Below are 20,237 nucleotides of genomic sequence, written 5' to 3'. Positions count from 1 at the left end.
GTCCCTGACTTTTCCCCTGCCTCCCTGTGGATGACATGCCGATGCGGCACGACAGCGAACCGGCACAGCAGATGAAACGCTTTCATCTGCATCTGGTTTCCGACGCGACCGGCGAGACGCTCTCGGCGATCGCCAAGGCGGCACTGGTGCAGTTCGAGGATTCGGCGGAGGCCGAAGTGCATCTCTGGGCGCTGGTGCGGACCAAGACGCAGGCCGAGCGCGTGCTGCAGGCCATTCATGCGCATCCCGGCATCGTCATGTTCACGGTGGTGAACGCGGAGGTGCGCAAGACGCTGGTGCAGGGCGCACGCAAGCAGCATCTGCCGGCGGTGGATGTGCTGGCGCCGGTGCTGGACGGTCTCGGCCACTATCTCGGCGCGCAGAGCCGCGCGCTGCCCGGGCGCCAGCATGTGATGGACCGCGAATATTTCCGCCGCATCGATGCCATGCAGTTCAGCATGGCGCATGACGACGGCCAGGGACTGGTCGATCTCGAAGAGGCGGATATCGTGCTGGTCGGCGTCTCGCGGACTTCGAAGACGCCGACCAGCATCTACCTCGCCAATCGCGGGCTGAAGACGGCGAACATCCCGCTAATCCCGAACATGCCGGCGCCGCCCGAGCTGGCGGGCCTGCGCAAGCCGCTGATCGTCGCGCTGACCACCAACCCGGAGCGCTTGGTGCAGGTGCGGCGGAATCGGCTGCTGGCATTGAACCAGAAGAATGACACGGACTATGTCGATCTCGAGCTGGTCAAGGAGGAGGTCGCGTCCGCGCGTCGCCTGTTCAGCCAGCATGGCTGGCCGGTGATCGACGTGACGCGACGCTCGATCGAGGAGACCGCGGCATCGATTCTCAACCTCTATGCCCGGCGGCAGGAAGAGGCTGGCGAGGGCCTTGGCGCAACAAGTCGTGGTGACGAATAGGCCGCTACGGGCCCGTTAACCCCGCCCGCGTAGCGTGATCCGACATTGTCCGGCCCTGTGCCGGGAAGGAAGTGTCGGATGCTCTATTTTCTGCACGAGATGCAGCACTTGGCGCTGCTGCCGGCTCGTATGATGAATGACGGGGTAACCAAGCTTCTCAACAATCCGTTCAACCTCTTCGCCGGCACGCCGCTTGGCCGCAACATGGCTTCGGCCGCCTCGATCTTCGAACAGCTGACACGGCGCTATGGCAAGCCGGCCTGGGGCCTCGGCGAGACCGAGATCGACGGGCGCAAGGTGGCGGTGACCGAAGAGGCGGTGATCAAGCGCGCCTACTGCCACCTGCTGCATTTCAACCGCGCGACCGAGCGGCAGGACCCGAAGCTGCTGATCGTGGCGCCGATGTCGGGGCATTACGCGACGCTGCTGCGCGGCACGGTGGAGGCGATGCTGCCGGACCACGACGTCTACATCACCGATTGGCTCGATGCGCGCATGATCCCGGTCACCTCGGACCGGTTCAACCTGGCCGACTACATCGACTATGTGATGGACTTCCTGCATTTCCTCGGCCCCAACACGCATGTCATCGCGGTGTGCCAGCCGGCGGTGCCGGTCTTCGCCGCGGTCTCGGTGATGTCGATGTGGGGCGATCTCTGCGTGCCGGCCACCTTGACCATGATCGGCGGGCCGATCGACACGCGCGAAAACCCGACCGCGGTGAACAAGCTGGCCCAGGAGCATTCCATCGACTGGTTCGAGGAGAACGTGATCCAGACCGTGCCGCCGCCCTATCCGGGCGCGATGCGGCGCGTCTATCCGGGCTTCATCCAGCTCACCAACTTCGTGTCGATGAACCTGGACCGGCACCGTGAATCCATGCACCAGCTGTTCGACCACTTGGTGCAGGGCGACGAGGAGGCGGCGGCACAGAAGCGCGCCTTCTACGACGAGTATCTCGCCGTCATGGACCTGCCGGCCGAGTTCTATCTGCAGACGGTCAAGACGGTGTTCCAGGACCACGCGCTGCCGAAGGGCGAGATGGTGGCGCGCTGGCATCCGGTCGATCCGCGCATGATCGACCGCACGGCGCTGCTATGCGTCGAAGGCGAGCTCGACGATATCTGCGGCGTCGGCCAGACCAAGGCGGCACTGAAGCTGACCACCGGCCTGACCTCCAGCGCCAAGCGCTATTACATGCAGAAGGATGCCGGCCATTACGGCGTCTTCAACGGCGGCAAGTGGCGGCGCGAGATCGCACCGCGCATCAAGGCCTTCATCCGCGAATATGACCGCGAGATCGGCAGCGCACGCGACCGCATCATCGCCGTGAACCCGCCGCGCCGCCGCCGCACCGACCGCGCGATGCCGCAAGCGGCGGAGTAGCAGGCATCAACCTTTCGTCTTGGCCGGGCTTGGCCCGGCCATCCACGTCTATCGGCAGCGCTGCGGCAAGTCGTGGATGCCCGTGACGAGCACGGGCATGACGGTCTGTGTCTGTTGGGAGGAAGCGTCGCGCAAAATAAAAACGGGCCGCCTTGGGGGGAGGGGGAGCAAGGCGGCCCGTCGGTACGCAAGAATGCACTCTGGACTGAAATGATTGGGTGCAGACCAAAATAACCGCGACCCAATGCACGCGAAGATAGGATCGGTCGCTGGCCGCGCCTAGATTGGCTCATGGCCTAGACCGGGGCCTAGACCGGACGGCGTGGTGTTTGTGAACGTGGATTTACCTTCGCATCGGCTTCAAGCGCGCGCACGGCGGAGCGGCCTATACCACGGCTGGAAGATCGTCCTCCTCGCCTTCCTGATCGCGACCTTCGGCTGGGGCCTCGGCTTCTACGGGCCGAGCGTCTATCTCGCCGCACTGGTCGAGAAGCACGGCTGGGCGATCGGCGATGTCTCCGCCTTCATCACGCTCTATTACGTCGCCGGCGCTGGCATCATCTTCATGGTCGGTGACGCGATCGAGCGTTTCGGCCCGCGCCTCGTCGTCAGTGTCACTGCGGCGTCGATGGGCGCGGGTGTGCTGACGCTGCTGCTGGCGCATGAGGTCTGGCAGCTGGCGCCGGGCTTCCTGCTGATGTCGATCGGCTGGTGCGGCATGAGCATGGCGGCGGTCAACGCTATCCTCGCGCCGTGGTTCGACCGGAAGCGCGGCCTTGCCGTGAGCCTCGCGCTGAACGGCGCTTCCACCGGCGGCATCGTCGTAGGCCCGGCGCTGATCGCGATGATCCAGCTCTGGGGCCTCGCGACGGCGCTCATCGCCGCGGTCGCGACGATGGCGTTGTTGCTCTACCCGCTGATCCTGCTCTGGCTGCATCGCGGCCCCGCGGCGCTCGGCCTGCATCCCGACGGCGCCCCGGCGCCGGCCGTCCGCAGCGCCGCGCCGGCGCCGGCACTGAGCCGGCCGGAGATCATGCGCCACCGGCAGTTCTGGACCATCACGGTGCCGTTCGCCGCCGGCCTGTTGGCGCAGGTCGGCTTCATCATCCACATGCTGGCTTATCTTCAGCCGCTGATGGGACCGGCCATGGCCGGCATCTGCGTCAGCGCCGCGTCGATCGCCGCCGTGGTCGGCCGTGTGGTCGCCGGGCTCTTCATCGACCGCCTGCAGCCGCGCTACGCCGCGGCGGGCTGCCTCGCCATGCAGGTGGCGGCGCTGGCCACCATGGTGGCGAGCTCCGATCCGGCCGTGGTGTTCGGCGCCTGCATCGTGTTCGGGCTCGGCGTCGGCAACTTGATCACCTTCCCCAGCCTGATTGTGCAGCGCGAGTTTGCGCCGCGCGATTTCGCCCGCGTCATTTCGCTGCTCACGGCGATCAACCAGGTCACCTACGCCTTCGGTCCCGGCTTGCTCGGCTGGCTGCGCGATCTCAACGGCTCCTACGCCCTGCCGCATCTGGTCGCCGCGGGACTGATGAGCTTCGCCGCCGGCGTTGTCCTGATCGGTCCCCGTCGTTCTTAGAATCGGGCGCCTGACCGCCGCGCTTGCCAGTCCGGCCGGCTTGCGGCCAGAGTGGGCCCGATGCGAGCGCGAGCCGCGACCGGAGCCCGGCCATGAAGATCAAGGTGGATATCGACTGCACACCGGCCGAGGCGCGCGCCTTTCTCGGCCTGCCGGACGTCGCGCCCATGCAGGCGGCGCTGATGGACGAGATCAAGCAGCGCATGTCGCAGGCGCTTGCCGCCACCGATCCGGAGACCATGTTGAGGACCTGGCTGCCGGCCTCCATGCAGGGGCTCGGCGAGATGCAGAAGCTGTTCTGGAACCAGGTCGCCCAGGCGGCCGATTGGGGCCAGCAGAAAAAGGACAAGTGAGGACAGCCCAGCAGAGATGAGCAGCAATCGCACGCGCCCGGACGATCCGGGCCCCTATTTCGACGCCCACGTCTTCGTCTGCGTCAACGAGCGCGCGCCCGATCACCCGCGCGGCTGTTGCAAGGCGCGTGGGTCCGAGGCGCTGCGCGATTACATGAAGAGCCGCGCGAAAGCGCTCGGGCTCAACAAGGTGCGGATCAATCAGTCGGGCTGCCTCGACCGCTGCGAGCTCGGCCCCACCATGGTGATCTATCCGGAGGGCATCTGGTACGCGGTGAAGACCGAGGCCGATGTGGATGAGGTGCTGCTGACGCATCTCGTCGAAGGCAGGCGCGTCACGCGCTTGATGCTGACCCCGGATCAGACGCCGGCCAAGCTGGCCAAGGAAAAGCTGGCGGCGAAGGGCTGACGGTCAGCCAGCCAGCAGTTTGGCCGCGATCGTCGAAGCGGCCTGCTCCGGCGCCATGATCGACGTGTCGATCACGAGGTCGGGCTTCGGCATGAGCGGCCGATCGAACGCGCCGGCCGCGCGCAGCTGATCGAACAGTTCGACGGAGACGAGCTTGCCGCCGCGCTGGCGCGACGGCGCGTCGATGCGCGCGCGCAGGATGTCGAGCGGGCAGGTGAGTTCGACGAACGACACTCTGCCGCCGCGGGCGGAAACCGTGCGCTGCAGCTCCGGAATGAACGTGTCGCGCACGGTCGCTTCCGGGGCGAAGGTGAAGATCAAGCCGGCGGAGCTGTCGCGTGCCGCACGGTCGAATACGGAGAGCCAGAAATTCTCGCGCAACTCGACGAAGGGCGGGCTGCCGAACTCGAAGGCGGCGAGCAGGGTGTCGACCACCAGATGATTGTGGAACAGCTTGAAGCCAGTCGCTTTGGCCAGACGCTCCGCCACCGTAAGCTTGCCCACGCCGGGAAGGCCGAAGAGGACGATCAGATGCATACCGTAGTATAGCGCAATTTCTGCCCCGGCTCGGTAAGAAAGTTGTATTTTGTACAGATGGCGCAAAGGTCTCTGGATTTGCGTCGCATTTTGCGTCACCTACGGCGAATGGCGTCACAGGGCACCATTTTTGCGCTCGCGTCCGGACTGGGGCGCGCCGGCATTGCGGTGATCCGGATTTCCGGCCCGGCCGCGGGCCAGGCCTTGCGGCAGCTGGCCGGGCGCGACGACCTGCCGCCGCCGCGCAAGGCGCGCCGCGCCGATTTCTACGACGGCGACAGCAGCATCGATCGCGGGCTCTGCCTCTGGTTCCCGGCGCCGGCGAGCTTCACCGGGGAGGACGTGGCCGAGCTGCATGTGCATGGCGGGCCGGCGGTGATCCGCGCCGTTTGCGATGCGCTGGGCCGGATCCCCGGCCTGCGCCCGGCGGAGCCCGGCGAGTTCAGCCGGCGTGCCTTCCAGAACAACAAGATGGACCTGACCGAGGCCGAAGGCCTCGCCGACCTTGTCGATGCCGAAACGGAGGCCCAGCGCCGCCAGGCGCTGCGCCAGATGGAAGGCGCGCTCGGCAGGCTGTACGAGACCTGGCGCGGCGGGCTGGTGGCGGTGCTGGCCCGGCTCGAGGCGGAGCTCGACTTCCCCGACGAAGGCGATGTGCCGCAGGACAAGGCGCTGGCCTCCGTCATGCCGGTGTTGGCCGGGCTCGAGATCGCGCTCGCCACCCACCTGACCGACGGCGCCCGCGGCGAACGCCTTCGCGACGGCATCCAGATCGCCATACTGGGCCCGCCGAATGCCGGAAAATCCAGTCTTCTCAATGCTTTAGCGAAACGCGATGCGGCCATCGTCTCGGCCATCGCCGGCACCACCCGCGACGTGCTGGAATGCCATCTCGATCTCGGCGGCTACCCTGTCGTGGTGGCCGACACGGCGGGCCTGCGCGAGGCCGGCGACCCGATCGAGGCCGAGGGCGTGCGCCGGGCCAAGGCGCGCGGCGCGGCGGCCGACCTCAAGCTGATCGTGGTCGAGGCCGGCGGCAGTCTGGAGGGCGTGGCCCAGCTGATCGATCGCAACGCCCTGGTGGTGATCAACAAGACTGACCTCAAACAGGCCGATCTCAAGCTGCGCGGTATTGACGGCGCCGCGCCGGCGATCTACCCGGTCTCGGTCAAGACCGGCAGCGGCATGCCGGCGCTGATCGAGGGCCTGACGGCGGAAGTCCGACAGCGGCTGGAGAGCGCCGCCTATCACCCGGCCATCACCCGGGCGCGGCACCGGGCGGCGCTGGAGGAATGCAGGGCCGCGGTCGACCGCGCGCTGAACGGCGCGGCGCCGGAACTGGTGGCGGAGGATGTCCGCCTGGCGGCCCGGGCGATCGGCCGGATTACCGGCCGGGTCGATGTCGAGGACGTGCTGGACGTGGTGTTCCGCGAGTTTTGTATCGGGAAGTGATTTGGGCAAGTGGGCGCTGTTTCACGTGAAACAGTGGAGTGAGACGAAGATGAGCGGCGGCTACGACGTGGTGGTGATCGGCGGCGGGCATGCCGGCTGCGAGGCGGCGGCGGCATCGGCGCGCCTAGGCGCCCGCACCCTGCTGCTGACCCACAAGATCGAGACGATTGGCGAAATGTCCTGCAACCCGGCCTTCGGTGGTGTCGGCAAGGGCCATCTGGTGCGCGAGATCGACGCCCTGGACGGCGTGATGGGCCGCGCGGCCGATACCGCCGGCATCCAGTTCCGCCTGCTCAACCGCTCCAAGGGCCCGGCAGTGCGCGGGCCGCGGGCCCAGGCGGACCGCAAGCTGTACCGCGCCGCCATGCAGAAGCTGTTGGCGGAGCAGGCCAATCTGGAAATCCGCGCGGCGGCGGCCGAGGACTTGGTGATCGCCAATGGCCGGGTCGCCGGGGTGGTGACGGGCGAGGGCGATACGATCCGGGCCGGCGCCGTGGTGCTGACCACCGGCACCTTCCTGCGCGGGCTGATCCATATCGGCGAGGAGCGCTTTCCGGCCGGCCGGGCCGGCGATGCGCCGGCGATCGGCCTGTCCGCGACATTGGACCGGGCCGGCTTTGCCCTCGGGCGGCTCAAGACCGGCACGCCGCCGCGCCTCGACGGCCGCACCATCGACTGGGCGGCCCTGGAGCGCCAGGCCGGCGACCGGCCGCCGGTGCCGTTCTCCTTCCTCAACGATGGCATATCGACGCCGCAGGTGGATTGCCACATCACCTGGACCACGTCGGCGACGGCCGAGCTGATCCGGGCCAACCTGCACCGGGCGCCGCTGTTTTCCGGCCAGATCGAGGGGGTGGGGCCGCGCTATTGCCCCTCGGTCGAGGACAAGGTCGTCCGCTTCGGCCATCGCGACCGGCACCAGATCTTCCTGGAGCCGGAAGGGCTGGACGATCCGACCGTATACCCGAACGGCATTTCCACCTCGCTGCCGCGCGACGTGCAGGCCGAGATCCTGAAGACCATCCCGGGCCTGGAACGGGCGGCGATGTTCCGGCCCGGCTATGCCATCGAATACGACCATGTCGACCCCCGCGAACTCTATCCGACGCTCGAGACCAAGCGGATCGCCGGCCTGTTCATGGCCGGGCAGATCAACGGCACCACGGGATACGAGGAGGCCGGGGCACAGGGCCTGATGGCCGGGCTGAACGCCGCCCGCCGTGCCGCGGGCGCCGGCGCGGCGGGCGAGGGCTTCGTGCTGGGCCGGGCCGACGCCTATATCGGCGTGCTGATCGACGATCTGGTGACGCGCGGCGTCACCGAGCCCTATCGCATGTTCACCTCGCGGGCCGAGTACCGGCTGAAATTGCGGGCGGACAATGCCGACCAGCGGCTGACCGGTCTCGGCCTGCAATGGGGCTGCGTCGGCACCGAGCGGGCGACGCATTTCGCGGCCAAGAGCTCCGCCCTGGCCGCGGCGCGGGAAAAGCTGGCCAAGCTGACCATCTCACCCTCCAAGGCGCAGGGCTTCGGCTTGGCGTTGAATCAGGACGGCGTCGCCCGCTCGGCTTTCGACCTGCTCGGCTATCCGCAGGTTTCCTGGGCCGATCTCTGCCGCATCTGGCCCGATCTCCAGGGAATCCGGGCCGATGTGGTGGAGCAGGTCGAGATCGATGCCGGCTACGCCGGCTATCTCGACCGCCAGGAGGCTGATATCCTGGCCTTCCGCCGCGACGAGGAGCTGAAGCTGCCGGCCGGCCTCGACTATGCCGCGGTCGGCGGCCTTTCGGCGGAGATGCAGGAACGGCTGGGTCGCGCCCGGCCGGTGACCCTCGGCCAGGCGGCGCGCCTGCCGGGCATCACGCCGGCGGCGCTCGTCGCGCTGCTCGCCCACGTGAAGAAGGAGGGCCGGCGGCGGTCGGCCTGATGGACGCGGGCGAGTTCCAGGCGGCGACCGGTGTTTCACGTGAAACACGGGAACGGCTGGAGGCCTATGCGGAATCGCTGCGCCGCTGGCAGAAGGCGATCAATCTCGTCGGTGCGAAGACGCTGCCGGATCTCTGGCGCCGCCACATGCTGGATTCGGCGCAGCTCCGGCCGCTGGTGCCGGACGACACGCAATGCCTGGTGGATCTCGGCTCCGGCGCCGGCTTTCCCGGGCTCGTGCTCGCGATCATGGGCGTGCAGGGCGTGCATCTGATCGAGTCCGACGCGCGCAAGGCCGCCTTCCTCCGCGAGGCGGCGCGGGTCACCGGCGCCGCCGTAACGGTACATGTGGCGCGGATCGAAGCGGTGGAGGGTCTCGCCGCCGACGTGGTGACCGCGCGCGCCTTCGCGCCGCTCGGCCGTCTGCTGGCAGCGGCGGCGCGGTTCTGGACCCCCAACACCTTGGGCCTGTTCCTCAAAGGCCAAGATATAGACGCCGAATTGACGGAAGCCGCGAAATGTTGGAGATTCACCACGGAGCGGCTGCCGAGCCGCTCGGACCCCTCGGGGGTTGTCCTGCGCGTGGGAGGACTTTCGCGTGCTGACGCCGATCATTGAGAAGCCGCGGGTGCTGGCGCTGGCCAACCAGAAGGGCGGCGTCGGCAAGACCACGACGGCGATCAACCTGGCCACCGCGCTCGCCGCCGTGGGCATGCGCACCCTGATCCTCGACATGGACCCGCAGGGCAATGCCTCGACCGGGCTCGGTATCGGCCGGCACGCGCGCAGCACGTCGATCTACGAAGTGCTGCTGGGCGAGGCGGATCTGGTCGACGCGGCGGTGCCGAGCGGGATCCCCAATCTCGACATCGTGCCGTCGACCATCGACCTCTCCGGCGCCGAACTCGAGCTGGTGGAGATGGAGCGCCGCGCGCACCGTCTGCGCGACGCCATCGACCGGCAGGTCGGGCCGACCAAGAAGCCGCTGGACTATGCCTATATCCTGGTCGATTGCCCGCCCTCGCTGAACCTGCTCAGCCTCAACGCGATGGTGGCGGCGGATGCGGTGCTGGTGCCGTTGCAATGCGAGTTCTTTGCCCTCGAAGGCCTGTCGCTGCTGCTGAAGACGATCGAGCGGGTGCGCCACACGCTCAATCCCGGCCTCGACATCCAGGGCGTGGTGCTGACCATGTTCGACCGGCGCAACAACCTCTGCGACCAGGTCGCGCGCGATGTGCGTGCCCATCTCGGGGCCAAGGTCTATCAGACGGTGATCCCGCGCAACGTGCGCATCTCGGAGGCGCCGAGCCATGGCAAGCCGGCGCTGATCTACGACTATCGCTGCCCTGGCAGCGAAGCCTATATGCGGCTGGCCGGCGAGCTGCTGCGCCAGGAGCGGGCGCGGACGACCGAACAGGCAGCTTGAGGCAGCGACAGTGAGCGAGGCAGCCATGGCCGATGACAGCGCGCGCAGGAAGGGGCTCGGCCGCGGCCTCTCGGCGCTGCTCGGCGACAATGTGGAAGCGGCACCTGCGGCGGCGCCGCGGCCGAAGCCGACCGGCACCCTGCCGATCGAGTTCCTGCGGCCCAGCCGACTGCAGCCGCGGCGGGATTTCTCCCCGGAATCACTGGAAGAGCTGTCGAACTCCATCCGCGAAGTGGGGATCGTGCAGCCGATCGTGGTGCGGCCGACGGCGGAGCCCAATGTCTACGAGATCGTGGCCGGCGAACGGCGCTGGCGTGCGGCGCAGCGGGTGCCGCTGCACGAAGTGCCGGTGCTGCTGCGCGACCTGACCGACCGCGAGACGCTCGAGATCGCCATCGTCGAGAACGTCCAGCGCAAGGACCTGAACGCGGTGGAGGAGGGCGAGGCCTATAAACGCCTGATGGAGGAATTCGGCTATACCCAGGACGCGGTGGCCGATGTGGTCGGCAAGAGCCGCAGCCATGTGGCGAACACGCTCCGCCTGCTCGGACTGCCGTCGCGGGTGCGGGAATGGATCCGCGAGGGCAAGCTGACCGCCGGCCATGCCCGGGCGGCGCTCCGCACGGCCGATCCGGAGCGCTTCGCCGAGCGCATGATCGAAGGCGAGATGAGCGTGCGCGAAGCCGAGGCGGCGGCGCCGGCCAAAGGGCCGCACGCCGCCCGGGCGCCGAAGGCACCGGACCCGAACACCGCCGCGCTGGAGCGATCCCTGACGGAAAGCCTGGGATTCAAAGTGTCGGTTCACGACCGTAACGGCCGCGGGACGGTGCAGATCAGCTATCAGTCACTCGACCAGCTGCAGGCGCTATGCGAGCGGCTGACTCAATCCGTCACTGTAACGAACGACAATCGACCGCCCGAGGACCCGCTCTAACAGCTGATCGTTTCGTTTCCCAAACAAGCTGCGCAGCCAGCTGTCGCGCGGTTCCACGCGACGCTACTGGGATTTCTTCCAATTTCCGGCAGCGATCAGCTTTTTGGCGTCCATCGCGGTGGCGGCCAGCATTTCGAAGTCGTTCAAAGTGTACTTCTCGACCGCGCCGGGTTTTTCGTGCATCCCCAGCAGCGCTTCGCCGGCCAGGAAATCGAAGCCGGCGGCGAGCGCGGCCGCGGCGAGCCGCGTCGAGCCCAGCCCCCGCGCGACGGTGGCGCAGCCGGAACGCCGCGACGCGCTGTGGAACCGGACCAGGGTATCGAAGCCGTCCGGATCGGTTTCCGCGACCCCCGGCACCTCGTCGAGGGCGAGGCAAAGCGCGTGAATGCCGAGCGCGCGCAGCGAGGCCGGGTACTGGTTCGGCTCCTGCACGCGCAGCACCAGCGCCCGGCTGAAGGCGCGCAGCAGGAAGGCGAAGTTGTGCACCCGGCTCTCCGGCGCGAAGGCGGGCAGCGCCGCCACTTCGAACACCAGGTGCTGCCGGAGCTTCTCCGGGATCTCGTTGCAGAGCTTGAGATAGGCCTGCCGGGCCGCCGGCGTCTCCAGCGTTCGGCAATGCACGGTCACCGCCACGGTGGGCAGGCCATCCGGCGCGGCGCGCGCAAGTTCGGTCAGATCGGCGACGGCGCGCTTCAGGCCGCGCTCGTCCAGTTCGCTGACCAGCGAGGAGCGCAGACCGCCCGGCAGGACGCGATAGTCGCGCAGCAGCCGGCCATCCGGCAGCACCGCCTCGGCGACGCATTGATAGGTGTCGACCACGCCCTGCCGCACCTGCCAGATCGGCCGGTAGCGGAAGCGCAGCGACGGCGGCATCAGCGGATCGGCGCCGGTAGGCGCCGGCACCACCTGGGCGGCGCGCTCTTCCTCGGCCAGCGCCCGGGTCAGGATCTCGACCGCGTCGACCTCGCGGAAGGCAACCCGGCCGTCGACCTCGACCACCAGCGTCTTGACCTCGATCTGGTCGAACGGTGCGCCTTCGCCGAGCAGGCGGCGATGGATGCGGTCCAGCATGGTGGCGGTGCGGAGCTCGGCCTCGGCCCGGCTGGCCCGGGCGAAGACCAGCAGGAAGCTGGCTTCGCCGACCGCGCGCCAGTAATCCGGGCTCGCCATCTGCTCTTTGATGATCTGGGTGGCGATGGAGAGCACGTGGTCGCGCTTCTCCTCCCAGCGATTACCCAGACTGTCGCGGACCTTCTCCAGCCCGATCAGCTGCACCCGGCCGGCCAGCACGGAGCCGCTCTTGCGCAGCTGCTCCAACAAGGCCTGGGGGAAGGCGTCGGGTTCGATCGGCTTGGCGGCGCGCGCGGCCGATCGCGGCGCGGGCGGCGCCACGGCGGTCTGCAGGCGCCCGAACAGCGCGGCCAATGCCCGGCGCAGCTGGCGCGACATCGGGTCGTGGTGGGAGGTCATCCGACCAGCGTTGCTCTTACAATCTCCAACAATGCAAGAGATTGCAGAGGCGGCGTGAAGGTTTTCTTAAGAAGCGAGGTTGCGGCGCGGTAACCCTATGGCCGCGCTCGGTCTGCCGCGGTCAATGGGCGGCCTGGGCGGGCGGCTTCAGCATCAGCTCGACCAGCACGCCGCCCATATTCTTCGGATGCACGAAGATGACCGGCACGCCATGCGCGCCGATGCGGGGCTCGCCGGTGCCGAGCACCGTCGCGCCCTTGGCCCGCATCTCGTCGCGCGCGGCGATGATGTCGTCCACCTCGAAGCAGACATGGTGCTGGCCGCCGAGCGGGTTCTTGGCCAGGAAGCCCGTGATCGGCGAGCTGTCGCCATAGGGCTCGATCAGCTCGATCTGCGAATTCGGCAGGTTGACGAAGCAGACCCACACGCCCTGTTCGGGCATGGCCCATTTCTCGGTGATGCTGGTGGCGCCCAGCACGTCGCGATAGAGCTTCACCGATTCGTCGATCGACGGCGTGGCGACGCCGACATGGTTCAGGCGGCCGATCATGGCGCGGATCTCCGGAGCTTGTTCGCTTGGCCCAGGTCTTAGCCGTCCCGCGCGCGCGGTCAAGCCGGCGCCGGCGAGATGTGGTCGAGGCCGGCGACCAGCTCGTAGGTCAGGCCGGCCGGGGCGAACCGTATTTCCGGTGCGCGGCCGAAATCCTGTGCCATCACCTGCTCCAGCATCACGCTGCCGAAGCCCTTCTGTACCGGCGGCGTGACCGCGGGCCCGCCGACCTCGACCCACCGAAAGCGCAGCGCGCTGCCCTCGCCGTCGATGCCCCAGGTGACGATGACGCGACCGCCCTGCGCCGACAGCGCGCCGTGCTTCGCCGCGTTGGTGGCAAGCTCGTGCACGGCCAGTGCGAAGCTCTGCGCCGCGCGCGGATTGAGCGTGACCTCCGGCCCATCGATCGCGACGCGATCGCCGAACGCTTCGAGCGCGTCGCGCACCACATCGCCCAGCGCGGCACCGCTCCAGCCGCTGGCGCTCAGCCGGTCGTAGTTCGCCGCCAGCGCCTGCAGCCGGCCGAGCACCGTGCCGCGCGCGATGTCGGCGCCGGCGCCGCGCAGGCTCTGCGCCACGACCGCGCGGGTGATTGCGAACAGGTTCTTCACCCGATGCTGCAGCTCGCCGCTGAGCAGCTGCTGGCGCTGCTCGACGCGCTTGCGCTCGCCGATCTCGACCATCAGGTTCGCCGCGCCGGTGACCTCGCCGGCGGCATTGCGCAGCAGCGTGGGGAACACCATCAACGGCACGCGGCTGCCATCCGGGCGCTCGACCGTCGCTTCGGCGCCGCTGAGCTCGCGGCGCTCGCGCAACGCCACCGCCATCGGGCAATCGGCATGCGCCAGCGGCCGACCTTCCGCATCGTGCAGCTTCCACGATCCGCACCACTTCTCGCCCGGCGCCGGACGGCGGCCCCAGATCGTGGCGGCAGCGCGATTGAACCAGGTGATGCCGCCGGCCGCGTCGGTGAGATAGATGCCGGTCGGCAAGGCTTCGAGCAGGGCGTCGGCCGCCGTTGCTTCCGGTCGAGAGAGCACCGATGCCGGCAGCCGGAAGCGCAGCCGCAATCCGAGCGGCGAGGAGCGATAGGTCATCGCCGCGCCGAGCCGCGCCGCCGCGGCGCGCATCAGCCGGAAGCCGCCGCCATGCCGCGCCTCGTCGAAACCCTCGGGCAGGCCGACGCCGTCGTCCTGGATCTCCACCACCATCTCACCGGTGGGGACGCGCCGACAGCCCAGGCGGATGATGCCGGCAACACCGGAAGGGTGGGCATGCCGGACGGCATTCCGCACCGCCTCGGCCACCAGCAGGGTCAGCGAGGGCAGCGCGTCGGGGCGGGCGGGTGGCACGGCCCGCGCATCGGCCAGATCGATCCGACCGGCAAAGCGGGTCGCGGCCGCGACCTCGCGCGCAATGGCCAACAGCTCGGCGCCGAGGGAAAGTGCGGGCGGCACGCCTTCCCTGATGCCGCGCCGGTCGGGCCGCATAAGGAAGACGTTCGCTGCTTCAACTGCTTGGGCGGATGCGACCGACCCGATCAAGTCGCCGAGCGGAATCGAGGCTGTCATCTCCCCGTCCTTTCTCCGACCCCACAAGACAACATTAGGCCGGTCGACCAAACCCGGCAAGGTCAGGACTCGGAGATTCCTGTGAAATAACTCGATCTAAACAATGATTTACCAAGTGTTTAGCTCGCCTTTGCAGTCTGTAGCGGAAATTATTAAAATGGGGCTGCTCACTACTTTGGAAGAGGATGAGTCATCGTAGTAATTTGACAAAAATGAGTAAAAGGCGCAAAGTGCAACCCTTTCACGGGATGCGCGTTAGCTTGGCCGGCGAGGCGATCCGACACGGCCTCGCGCGGAGCGGGGGTTGAGGATCGTGAAGGGAAGCAAGGGGCTGGACGTGAACGGCTTGTCGAGGGGCGAGCGCCTGCAGATCATGCTGACCCGTGAAGAGCTGCGGGCCTTGGACGACTGGCGTTTCGCCCGCCGCATGCCGAGCCGGGCCGCCGCCGTCCGGGAGCTGCTGAAGCGCGGCCTCGCGGGCGAGGGGTTCGTCATCGCCGACGAGGACGCACGGTCGAAGGATTTCGGCATGCTGGCCGGCGACGGCGATGGGCAAGCCGGCGGCGAAGGCGACTGACCCGCCGCGGACGGATCCGCCTCAGGTAGCCGGATAGGTTGAGAGCTGGGTCGCCAGGATGAAGCGGGTCCATTCCACGATATTGGCGAGCACCGCCGGGCAAGCCGGCATCTGGCCGCCCTGCAGGCAGAAGCGCTGCAGCTGGCCCTGCGGCATGTCGTTGTTCAGCGTGCCGACGCCGAGGAACGAGCCGGATTTCGCGATCAGCGTCTCGAACGAATGGGCCAGCGGCGGGAACGGCATGCCGGGCACCCAATAGACCTTGGGCTGGGTGAAGCCCTTGCGGTTGAACACCATGCCGTTGTCGCGGAATTGCGGGCCTTGGGTGGTCAGCGCCGGATCGATCTCGAAGCCGAAATTATACGGCGCCAGCGGATACATCACCCGCTGCTCGAAGAAGATCGAGGCCTGCGAGGCCTGCAGCTGGGTGAAGGCCGGCACGCCCCAGACCACCTGCAGGAACGGCCCGGTGGCCGACCGCACCACACAGACCTCGCCCTGGTTCTGCATCGGATAGCCCGACGGCACCACGGCGGTGGCGCCGCTCTCGCGATGCACCCAGATGTCGAAGGCGAGCGCATCGATCGCCGCGCGCGGCTGGCCGCCGATCTGCAGCAGGTATTCCAGGCGCGGATGATCGTCCGACCCGCGCGCCACATCGGCGAAGCGCCGCGTGCCGCGGAACTCGAAATCGAGCTGGCCGCAGCGCATGCGCCGCCCGCTCGCCTCGGCCTGCGCCACCGCGCGCATGTCGCTCAGCGAGTAGTAGGTGCCGGCGACCCGCACCGGCTGCTCGCGCGCGTCGTTGGAGCGCAGCAGATCGGCCACCCATTCCGCCGGCCAGCCCCAGCTCGCCGGCGCCGCGCCCGCCTTCAGCCCGCCGGCGACGATGCCGACGACCTGGCCTTGCCCGTTGATGATCGGACCGCCCGACATGCCGGGCTGCAGCGCCACGTTGAAGCGCAGCACGTCGCGCCGCGTGTCGATGCGCGAGCCGGCGCGGGCCAGCTCCTGCTGCGCCTCCGGCGGCAGGATGTCGGCGAGCCGGCTCTGCCCGGTGGAGAAGGTGACCAGCTGGTCGCCGGCGGTGAGCTGACCGTTCTGATAGCCGAAGCCGGCATAGGATTTCGCCCGGTCGGGCGGCGGCGGCGCGAGCCGCAGCACCGGCACAGGCGGCGCGCCGCTCACTTCCAGCAGGGCGAGGTCGCTCACCGCCAGCACACGCGCGATCTGCGCCGGCTTCTGCCGCGCCGTGCCTTGTGGCGCGCCTTCATAGGTGACGGTGACGCGGCGGCAGCCGCCGACCACATGATGCGCGGTCACGACGCGGCCCGGCTGCTCGAAGGCAAAGCCGCTGCCGGCCCGGGCGGAGCCGTCGGCGCAATCCTCGGCCGCCACATGCACCAGCGATTTCAGCGCCGCCTCGCGCGCGGCGAAGCTCGGGCCTTCTTGCTGCTGCGCCGCCGCGCTGCCGGCGAGCAGCGCCAGCGCGGCGATCAGCGCGGCCCCACGCATCTCAGCCGCCCTCGCAGAGGAAGATGCGGGCAAAATCCAGCGCCGGCGTCTGCTTCTCGGGCGGCAGGGCACGGATGCGCGTGGCCATGTCACGCAGCTTCGCATCGCCGGCGTTGTCGAGCTGCAGCAGCAGGTCCGGCGTCGCGCCGGCCTGCATCAGCCGCCCGCAGAGCGCGGCCGGATTGCCGGCATAGAGCACGCCGCCGCGCGCCGTCGCGCCGCGCGAGGCCTCCGCGGTGACGGTGCTGCCGGCCGGCGCGATGCCATAGCGCAGGAAGCGCAGCATCTCCTTCTGCTCGGGCGAGCCATCGGCATAGCCGATCTCGCGCAGCGTCGCGCGCTGATCGGCCAGCGACGGCGCCAGCACATCATGCGTGCGCAGCCAGATCGCGATCGGCGTGGCGATGACCGCAGCGAAGCCGAACGCCGCCAGCCGCCGCGCGCCGGCGGCGGAGATCCCGAGCGCGCTCTTCTCACCCAGCCCGAACAAGCCCGCGAGCAGCCCGACCAGCGCGGTGACGACGATGGAAACAACGGGCGTGACGGACAGGCCGATCAGCAGCCCGAGCAGCAACCCCAGCGCCACCCCGCCGGCCCAGTCGACCGCCTCGCCCGTGTCGCGCGCTGTCGCCATGCAAGAACCTCCCGCCGAAGCGGAAGGTTAGCATTTGTCAGCGGGAGGGCGAAGGCGCCGCTCAGGCCGCGTCGGCCGGCTGCACGCGCTTCCGGATCGCCGGGCCGTGGTCGCGCTCGACCTGGGCAATCTCGTACTGGCTCTGCAGATCGAGCCAGAATTGCGGCCGGTTGCCGAAGAACCGCCCGAGCCGCACGGCAGTGTCGGCGCTGATAGCGCGCCGCCCGTTCAGGATGTCGGTGATTCGGCCCGATGGCACGCCGAGCGCAATGGCGAGTCGATTGGCGCTCAAGCCGCGGGCTGCCAGCTCGCGCCTCAGCAGGCGACCGGGGTGTACGGCAGGAGGCATCGGTATCATCCTTTGTGATAATCGACTATCTCGACCTCGCAGGCATCGCCGGCGCGAAACTCGAAACAGATGCGCCACGGACCGTTCACCGTCATGGCCCACTGACCCTTGCGATTGCCCTTCAGCTTGTGCAGACCCACGCTGCTCAAAGGGTTTAGATCACGCAATGCAGTAGCCACATTCAAGGCCAGCAATAGATCGACCGCGGCGGCGTGGTCGAGCCCGCGGAATTGGTTCGGCCGCTCGCCTTCCCAGACCTTGCGGCTCGCCGCGTTGCGCCACGACCGGATCACGGCAAAAACGTACGATGCTACGCGGTGAATATCAACGATCGATGGCAGTATCCTGCGCCCTATAAGCCCGCAGGAATCCCCTCACCGCCGCCTCGATCCGTCGCGCCTTCTCCGTATCGGTCAGCGCGGCCTCCAGCCCGAGCAGGCGGCGCATGTAGCTGTGGCCGGTCAGCATGCCGAGGAAGTGCTCGGCGGCGACGTCGGGCTCGGGTGTCCTGAGCCGGCCGCGCGCGGTTTCGCGGGCGAGGTATTCGGCGAGGCGCACGCGCGTCGCGCCGGGGCCGACGCGGTAGAAGGTCTCGGCCAGTTCCGGGAACTGCGCCCGCTCGGCGATCAGCACGCGGTGCAGGGCGATCGAGCTGTCGGCATAGACCACTTCGAAGATGTGGCGCGACAGCTCGGTCAGCACCTCGGCCGGGCTCAGCGCGTCGGCATGCGCCTGGTCGAGCGGCGCCACGATGCCGTCGGAGATGCGCCCCGCGATGGCGGCGAACAGCTCCACCTTGGCCGGGAAGGCCTTGTAGACGGTCTGCTTGGAGACGCCGGCTTCGGCCGCGATCGCATCCACGCTGGCGGCATAGCCGCGGGTCATGAACAGGCGATGCGCCGCGTCGAAAATCGCTTCGCGCTTCTTCTGGTCGGGCTTGCGGCCGCGGCGCGCGGGGAATTCGGGTGGATCGAGATGTGCTGTCATCTCACGCCCCTCCCGGCGCCGGTGCGGGTTTGCGCATCAGCCAGACCGCGGCGGCGACGCCGAAGAACGCCGCCGTCAGCGCGGCGAAGGTGTCGGCGAAGCTCATCACCAGCACCTGCTGCTGCGCCAGGCCGACCAGCCGCTTCATGGCCGCGAGCTCGGCATCGCCCGGAATCATGTCGCCCATCCGGGCGGTGACGCGGTCGAGGAAGGCCTGCACTTCCGGCGCGCCGGGCGTCACCTTGGCCGAGAGCGTGGTCCAGTGCTCGGCCCGCGCATCGATCAACAGCGAGTTGATGATGGCGATGCCGAAGGCGCCGCCCAGATTGCGCGTCAGGTTGTAGAGCCCGGCCGCGCTCTTGAGCAGCGGCGGCGGAAGCGTGCCGAGAGCGAGAAAGTTGATCGGCACGATGCAGAGCATCAGCCCGATACCGCGCCAGACCTGCGGCCAGAGCAGCTCGTGGAATTCCCACTCGTTGGTCACATGCGTCATCTGCCAGGTCGAGATCCCGAGCAGCGCGAAGCCGAGGGTGAGGATCAGCCGCGCATCGATCGCCTGGGTCAGCCGGCCGGCTAGCGGCGCGACGATGAACTGGCAGGCGCCGGTGACGAACAGGATCTCGCCGATCTGCGCCGCTGTGAGATGGCGCACCTGGGCGAGGTAGAGCGGCAGCACGTAGACGAGACCGTAGAGCGCGACGCCCAAGGTGAAGCCGAAGATGGTGCCGGTGGCGAAGTTGCGGTCGGTGAAGGGGCGCAGGTCGACGATCGGATTCTTCGCCGTGAAGGTGCGCCAGAAGAAGATCAGGCCGCCCACCACCGCGACGACGGTGAAGTCGAAGATCGACGGGTCCTCCAGCCAGTCGTTCCGGGGCCCCTCCTCCAGCACGTATTCCAGGCTGCCGAGGAACAGCGCCATGCCGACCAGGCCGGCGAAATCGATGTTCCTGAGCAGCGACCAGTCCGGCCGGTCGAGATCGGCGAACAGCCAGACCGCGATGCAGATACAGATCCCCGGCACCACGTTGATCAGGAACAACCAGTGCCAGGAGAGCCAATCGGTGATCCAGCCGCCCAAGGTCGGTCCGATGGTCGGCGCCAAGGTGGCGACCAGGCCGACGATCACCGAGGCGCGCACCCGCCGCTCGCCGGGATAGAGCATGAAGCTTGCGGCGAACACGGTCGGGATCATGGCGCCGCCGAGGAAGCCCTGCGCCGCGCGCGCCACGATCATCGCTTCCAGCGAGGTGGCGAAGGCGCAGGCGACCGAGGCAATGGTGAAGCTCGCGGCCGAGAGCACGAACAGGATCCGCGTCGAGAGCAGCCGCGACAGGTAGCCCGACAGTGGGATCATGATCACTTCGGCGATCAGGTAGGACGACTGCACCCAGCTGATCTCGTCCGGCGTGGCGGAGAGGCCGGCCTGGATCTCGGCCAGCGAGGAAGAGACGATCTGGATGTCCAGGATCGCCATGAACAACCCGAACACCATGGCGATATAGCCGGCCAGCATCCGCCCGCCGCCGAAGGCCGGCGTCAGCACGCCATAGCGCCCGCTCTGCGGCGCCGGCGGCAGGGTGGAGGGATGCGGGGCGGTCATGGCGCCGTGCGGCGTCTACCTCGTCCTTCGAGACGCGCTCCTTGCGGAGCGCT

At 68.5% G+C, this 20,237-nt stretch carries 21 protein-coding genes; 11 read left to right on the top strand and 10 right to left on the bottom strand.

All coding sequences use genetic code 11. The features are described 5' to 3' along the window. The first annotated feature begins 41 nt into the window (after window positions 1-41). From DT074_RS17135 to DT074_RS17115, 5 genes are all read left to right on the top strand, one after another. A complete protein-coding gene (locus DT074_RS17135; RefSeq protein ID WP_368744740.1) occupies window positions 42-926 on the top strand; it encodes a pyruvate, water dikinase regulatory protein in 885 nt (294 codons plus the stop codon). 78 nt (window positions 927-1,004) lie between these two features. Next, the gene (locus DT074_RS17130) at window positions 1,005-2,312 is read left to right on the top strand and encodes a polyhydroxyalkanoate depolymerase (protein ID WP_119421074.1); all 1,308 of its coding nucleotides are present in this window, start codon (window positions 1,005-1,007) and stop codon (window positions 2,310-2,312) included. 337 nt (window positions 2,313-2,649) lie between these two features. Beyond that, window positions 2,650-3,894 carry an MFS transporter gene (locus DT074_RS17125; protein ID WP_162914965.1) on the top strand — a complete coding sequence of 415 codons (1,245 nt, stop codon included), beginning with the start codon at window positions 2,650-2,652 and terminating at the stop codon, window positions 3,892-3,894. 92 nt (window positions 3,895-3,986) lie between these two features. After that, window positions 3,987-4,247 (top strand): DUF6489 family protein, encoded by a 261-nt coding sequence (locus tag DT074_RS17120; protein ID WP_119421072.1) that lies wholly within the window; start codon window positions 3,987-3,989, stop codon window positions 4,245-4,247. 16 nt (window positions 4,248-4,263) lie between these two features. Continuing rightward, window positions 4,264-4,656: a (2Fe-2S) ferredoxin domain-containing protein gene (locus DT074_RS17115; RefSeq protein WP_119421071.1), complete on the top strand. Its 393-nt coding sequence runs from the start codon at window positions 4,264-4,266 to the stop codon at window positions 4,654-4,656. A 3-nt stretch (window positions 4,657-4,659) separates the two neighbouring features. Here DT074_RS17115 and DT074_RS17110 read toward each other — a convergent pair whose 3' ends face one another. Then, window positions 4,660-5,259 carry a P-loop nucleotide/nucleoside kinase family protein gene (locus DT074_RS17110; protein WP_368744739.1) on the bottom strand — a complete coding sequence of 200 codons (600 nt, stop codon included), beginning with the start codon at window positions 5,257-5,259 and terminating at the stop codon, window positions 4,660-4,662. Window positions 5,260-5,301: 42 nt separating this feature from the next. Here DT074_RS17110 and mnmE point away from each other — a divergent pair, with 42 nt between their 5' ends. The 5 genes from mnmE to DT074_RS17085 are packed head-to-tail and all read left to right on the top strand — an operon-like array spanning window position 5,302 to window position 10,931. After that, complete coding sequence (mnmE, locus tag DT074_RS17105) at window positions 5,302-6,645, top strand: tRNA uridine-5-carboxymethylaminomethyl(34) synthesis GTPase MnmE (protein WP_119421069.1); 1,344 nt, start codon at window positions 5,302-5,304, stop codon at window positions 6,643-6,645. Window positions 6,646-6,694: 49 nt separating this feature from the next. Next, window positions 6,695-8,572: a tRNA uridine-5-carboxymethylaminomethyl(34) synthesis enzyme MnmG gene (gene mnmG / locus DT074_RS17100; protein WP_119421068.1), complete on the top strand. Its 1,878-nt coding sequence runs from the start codon at window positions 6,695-6,697 to the stop codon at window positions 8,570-8,572. Then, window positions 8,572-9,189, top strand: coding sequence for a 16S rRNA (guanine(527)-N(7))-methyltransferase RsmG (rsmG, locus tag DT074_RS17095; RefSeq protein ID WP_119421067.1), 618 nt, complete (start codon window positions 8,572-8,574; stop codon window positions 9,187-9,189). Before mnmG ends, rsmG begins: the two co-directional genes overlap by 1 nt. Continuing rightward, on the top strand, window positions 9,170-9,997 hold the full coding sequence (locus DT074_RS17090) for a ParA family protein (RefSeq protein ID WP_368744738.1): 828 nt from the start codon (window positions 9,170-9,172) through the stop codon (window positions 9,995-9,997). The genes rsmG and DT074_RS17090 overlap by 20 nt, the downstream gene beginning before the upstream one ends. A gap of 25 nt (window positions 9,998-10,022) precedes the next feature. Further along, entirely contained in the window at window positions 10,023-10,931 is a 909-nt protein-coding gene (locus tag DT074_RS17085; protein ID WP_119421066.1) for a ParB/RepB/Spo0J family partition protein, read from the top strand. Between the two features lie 63 nt (window positions 10,932-10,994). Here the strand turns inward: DT074_RS17085 and DT074_RS17080 are convergent, their stop codons facing one another. The 3 genes from DT074_RS17080 to DT074_RS17070 form a co-directional block, all read right to left on the bottom strand. Continuing rightward, window positions 10,995-12,401, bottom strand: a complete 1,407-nt coding sequence (locus tag DT074_RS17080; protein ID WP_119421065.1) for an EAL domain-containing protein — start codon at window positions 12,399-12,401, stop codon at window positions 10,995-10,997. 121 nt (window positions 12,402-12,522) lie between these two features. After that, on the bottom strand, window positions 12,523-12,951 hold the full coding sequence (gene mce, locus DT074_RS17075) for a methylmalonyl-CoA epimerase (RefSeq protein WP_119421064.1): 429 nt from the start codon (window positions 12,949-12,951) through the stop codon (window positions 12,523-12,525). 59 nt (window positions 12,952-13,010) lie between these two features. Beyond that, window positions 13,011-14,522, bottom strand: coding sequence for a sensor histidine kinase (locus DT074_RS17070; protein ID WP_119421063.1), 1,512 nt, complete (start codon window positions 14,520-14,522; stop codon window positions 13,011-13,013). 337 nt (window positions 14,523-14,859) lie between these two features. Here DT074_RS17070 and DT074_RS17065 point away from each other — a divergent pair, with 337 nt between their 5' ends. Beyond that, the gene (locus tag DT074_RS17065) at window positions 14,860-15,099 is read left to right on the top strand and encodes a hypothetical protein (RefSeq protein WP_119421100.1); all 240 of its coding nucleotides are present in this window, start codon (window positions 14,860-14,862) and stop codon (window positions 15,097-15,099) included. A gap of 21 nt (window positions 15,100-15,120) precedes the next feature. On the opposite strand, the gene DT074_RS17060 is transcribed toward DT074_RS17065, so the two are convergent. The 6 genes from DT074_RS17060 to DT074_RS17035 all read right to left on the bottom strand — a co-directional run bounded on the left by DT074_RS17060 (window position 15,121) and on the right by DT074_RS17035 (window position 20,184). Beyond that, window positions 15,121-16,614 carry a S1 family peptidase gene (locus DT074_RS17060; RefSeq protein WP_119421062.1) on the bottom strand — a complete coding sequence of 498 codons (1,494 nt, stop codon included), beginning with the start codon at window positions 16,612-16,614 and terminating at the stop codon, window positions 15,121-15,123. A gap of 1 nt (window position 16,615) precedes the next feature. Then, window positions 16,616-17,248: a hypothetical protein gene (locus DT074_RS17055; protein ID WP_119421061.1), complete on the bottom strand. Its 633-nt coding sequence runs from the start codon at window positions 17,246-17,248 to the stop codon at window positions 16,616-16,618. Window positions 17,249-17,309: 61 nt separating this feature from the next. Then, window positions 17,310-17,597: a HigA family addiction module antitoxin gene (locus DT074_RS17050; protein ID WP_119421060.1), complete on the bottom strand. Its 288-nt coding sequence runs from the start codon at window positions 17,595-17,597 to the stop codon at window positions 17,310-17,312. A 5-nt stretch (window positions 17,598-17,602) separates the two neighbouring features. After that, window positions 17,603-17,890: a type II toxin-antitoxin system RelE/ParE family toxin gene (locus DT074_RS17045; RefSeq protein WP_119421059.1), complete on the bottom strand. Its 288-nt coding sequence runs from the start codon at window positions 17,888-17,890 to the stop codon at window positions 17,603-17,605. Window positions 17,891-17,921: 31 nt separating this feature from the next. Next, entirely contained in the window at window positions 17,922-18,584 is a 663-nt protein-coding gene (locus DT074_RS17040) for a TetR/AcrR family transcriptional regulator (RefSeq protein ID WP_119421058.1), read from the bottom strand. A 1-nt stretch (window position 18,585) separates the two neighbouring features. Continuing rightward, window positions 18,586-20,184: a DHA2 family efflux MFS transporter permease subunit gene (locus DT074_RS17035; RefSeq protein ID WP_368744736.1), complete on the bottom strand. Its 1,599-nt coding sequence runs from the start codon at window positions 20,182-20,184 to the stop codon at window positions 18,586-18,588. Between the last annotated feature and the right edge of the window lie 53 nt (window positions 20,185-20,237).

It is taken from the genome of Desertibaculum subflavum (assembly GCA_003576705.1).
Taxonomy (GTDB): domain Bacteria; phylum Pseudomonadota; class Alphaproteobacteria; order Ferrovibrionales; family Ferrovibrionaceae; genus Desertibaculum; species Desertibaculum subflavum.
Note: the sequence above shows the minus strand (reverse complement) of the source record. Positions and strands in the feature narration are given on the sequence as shown.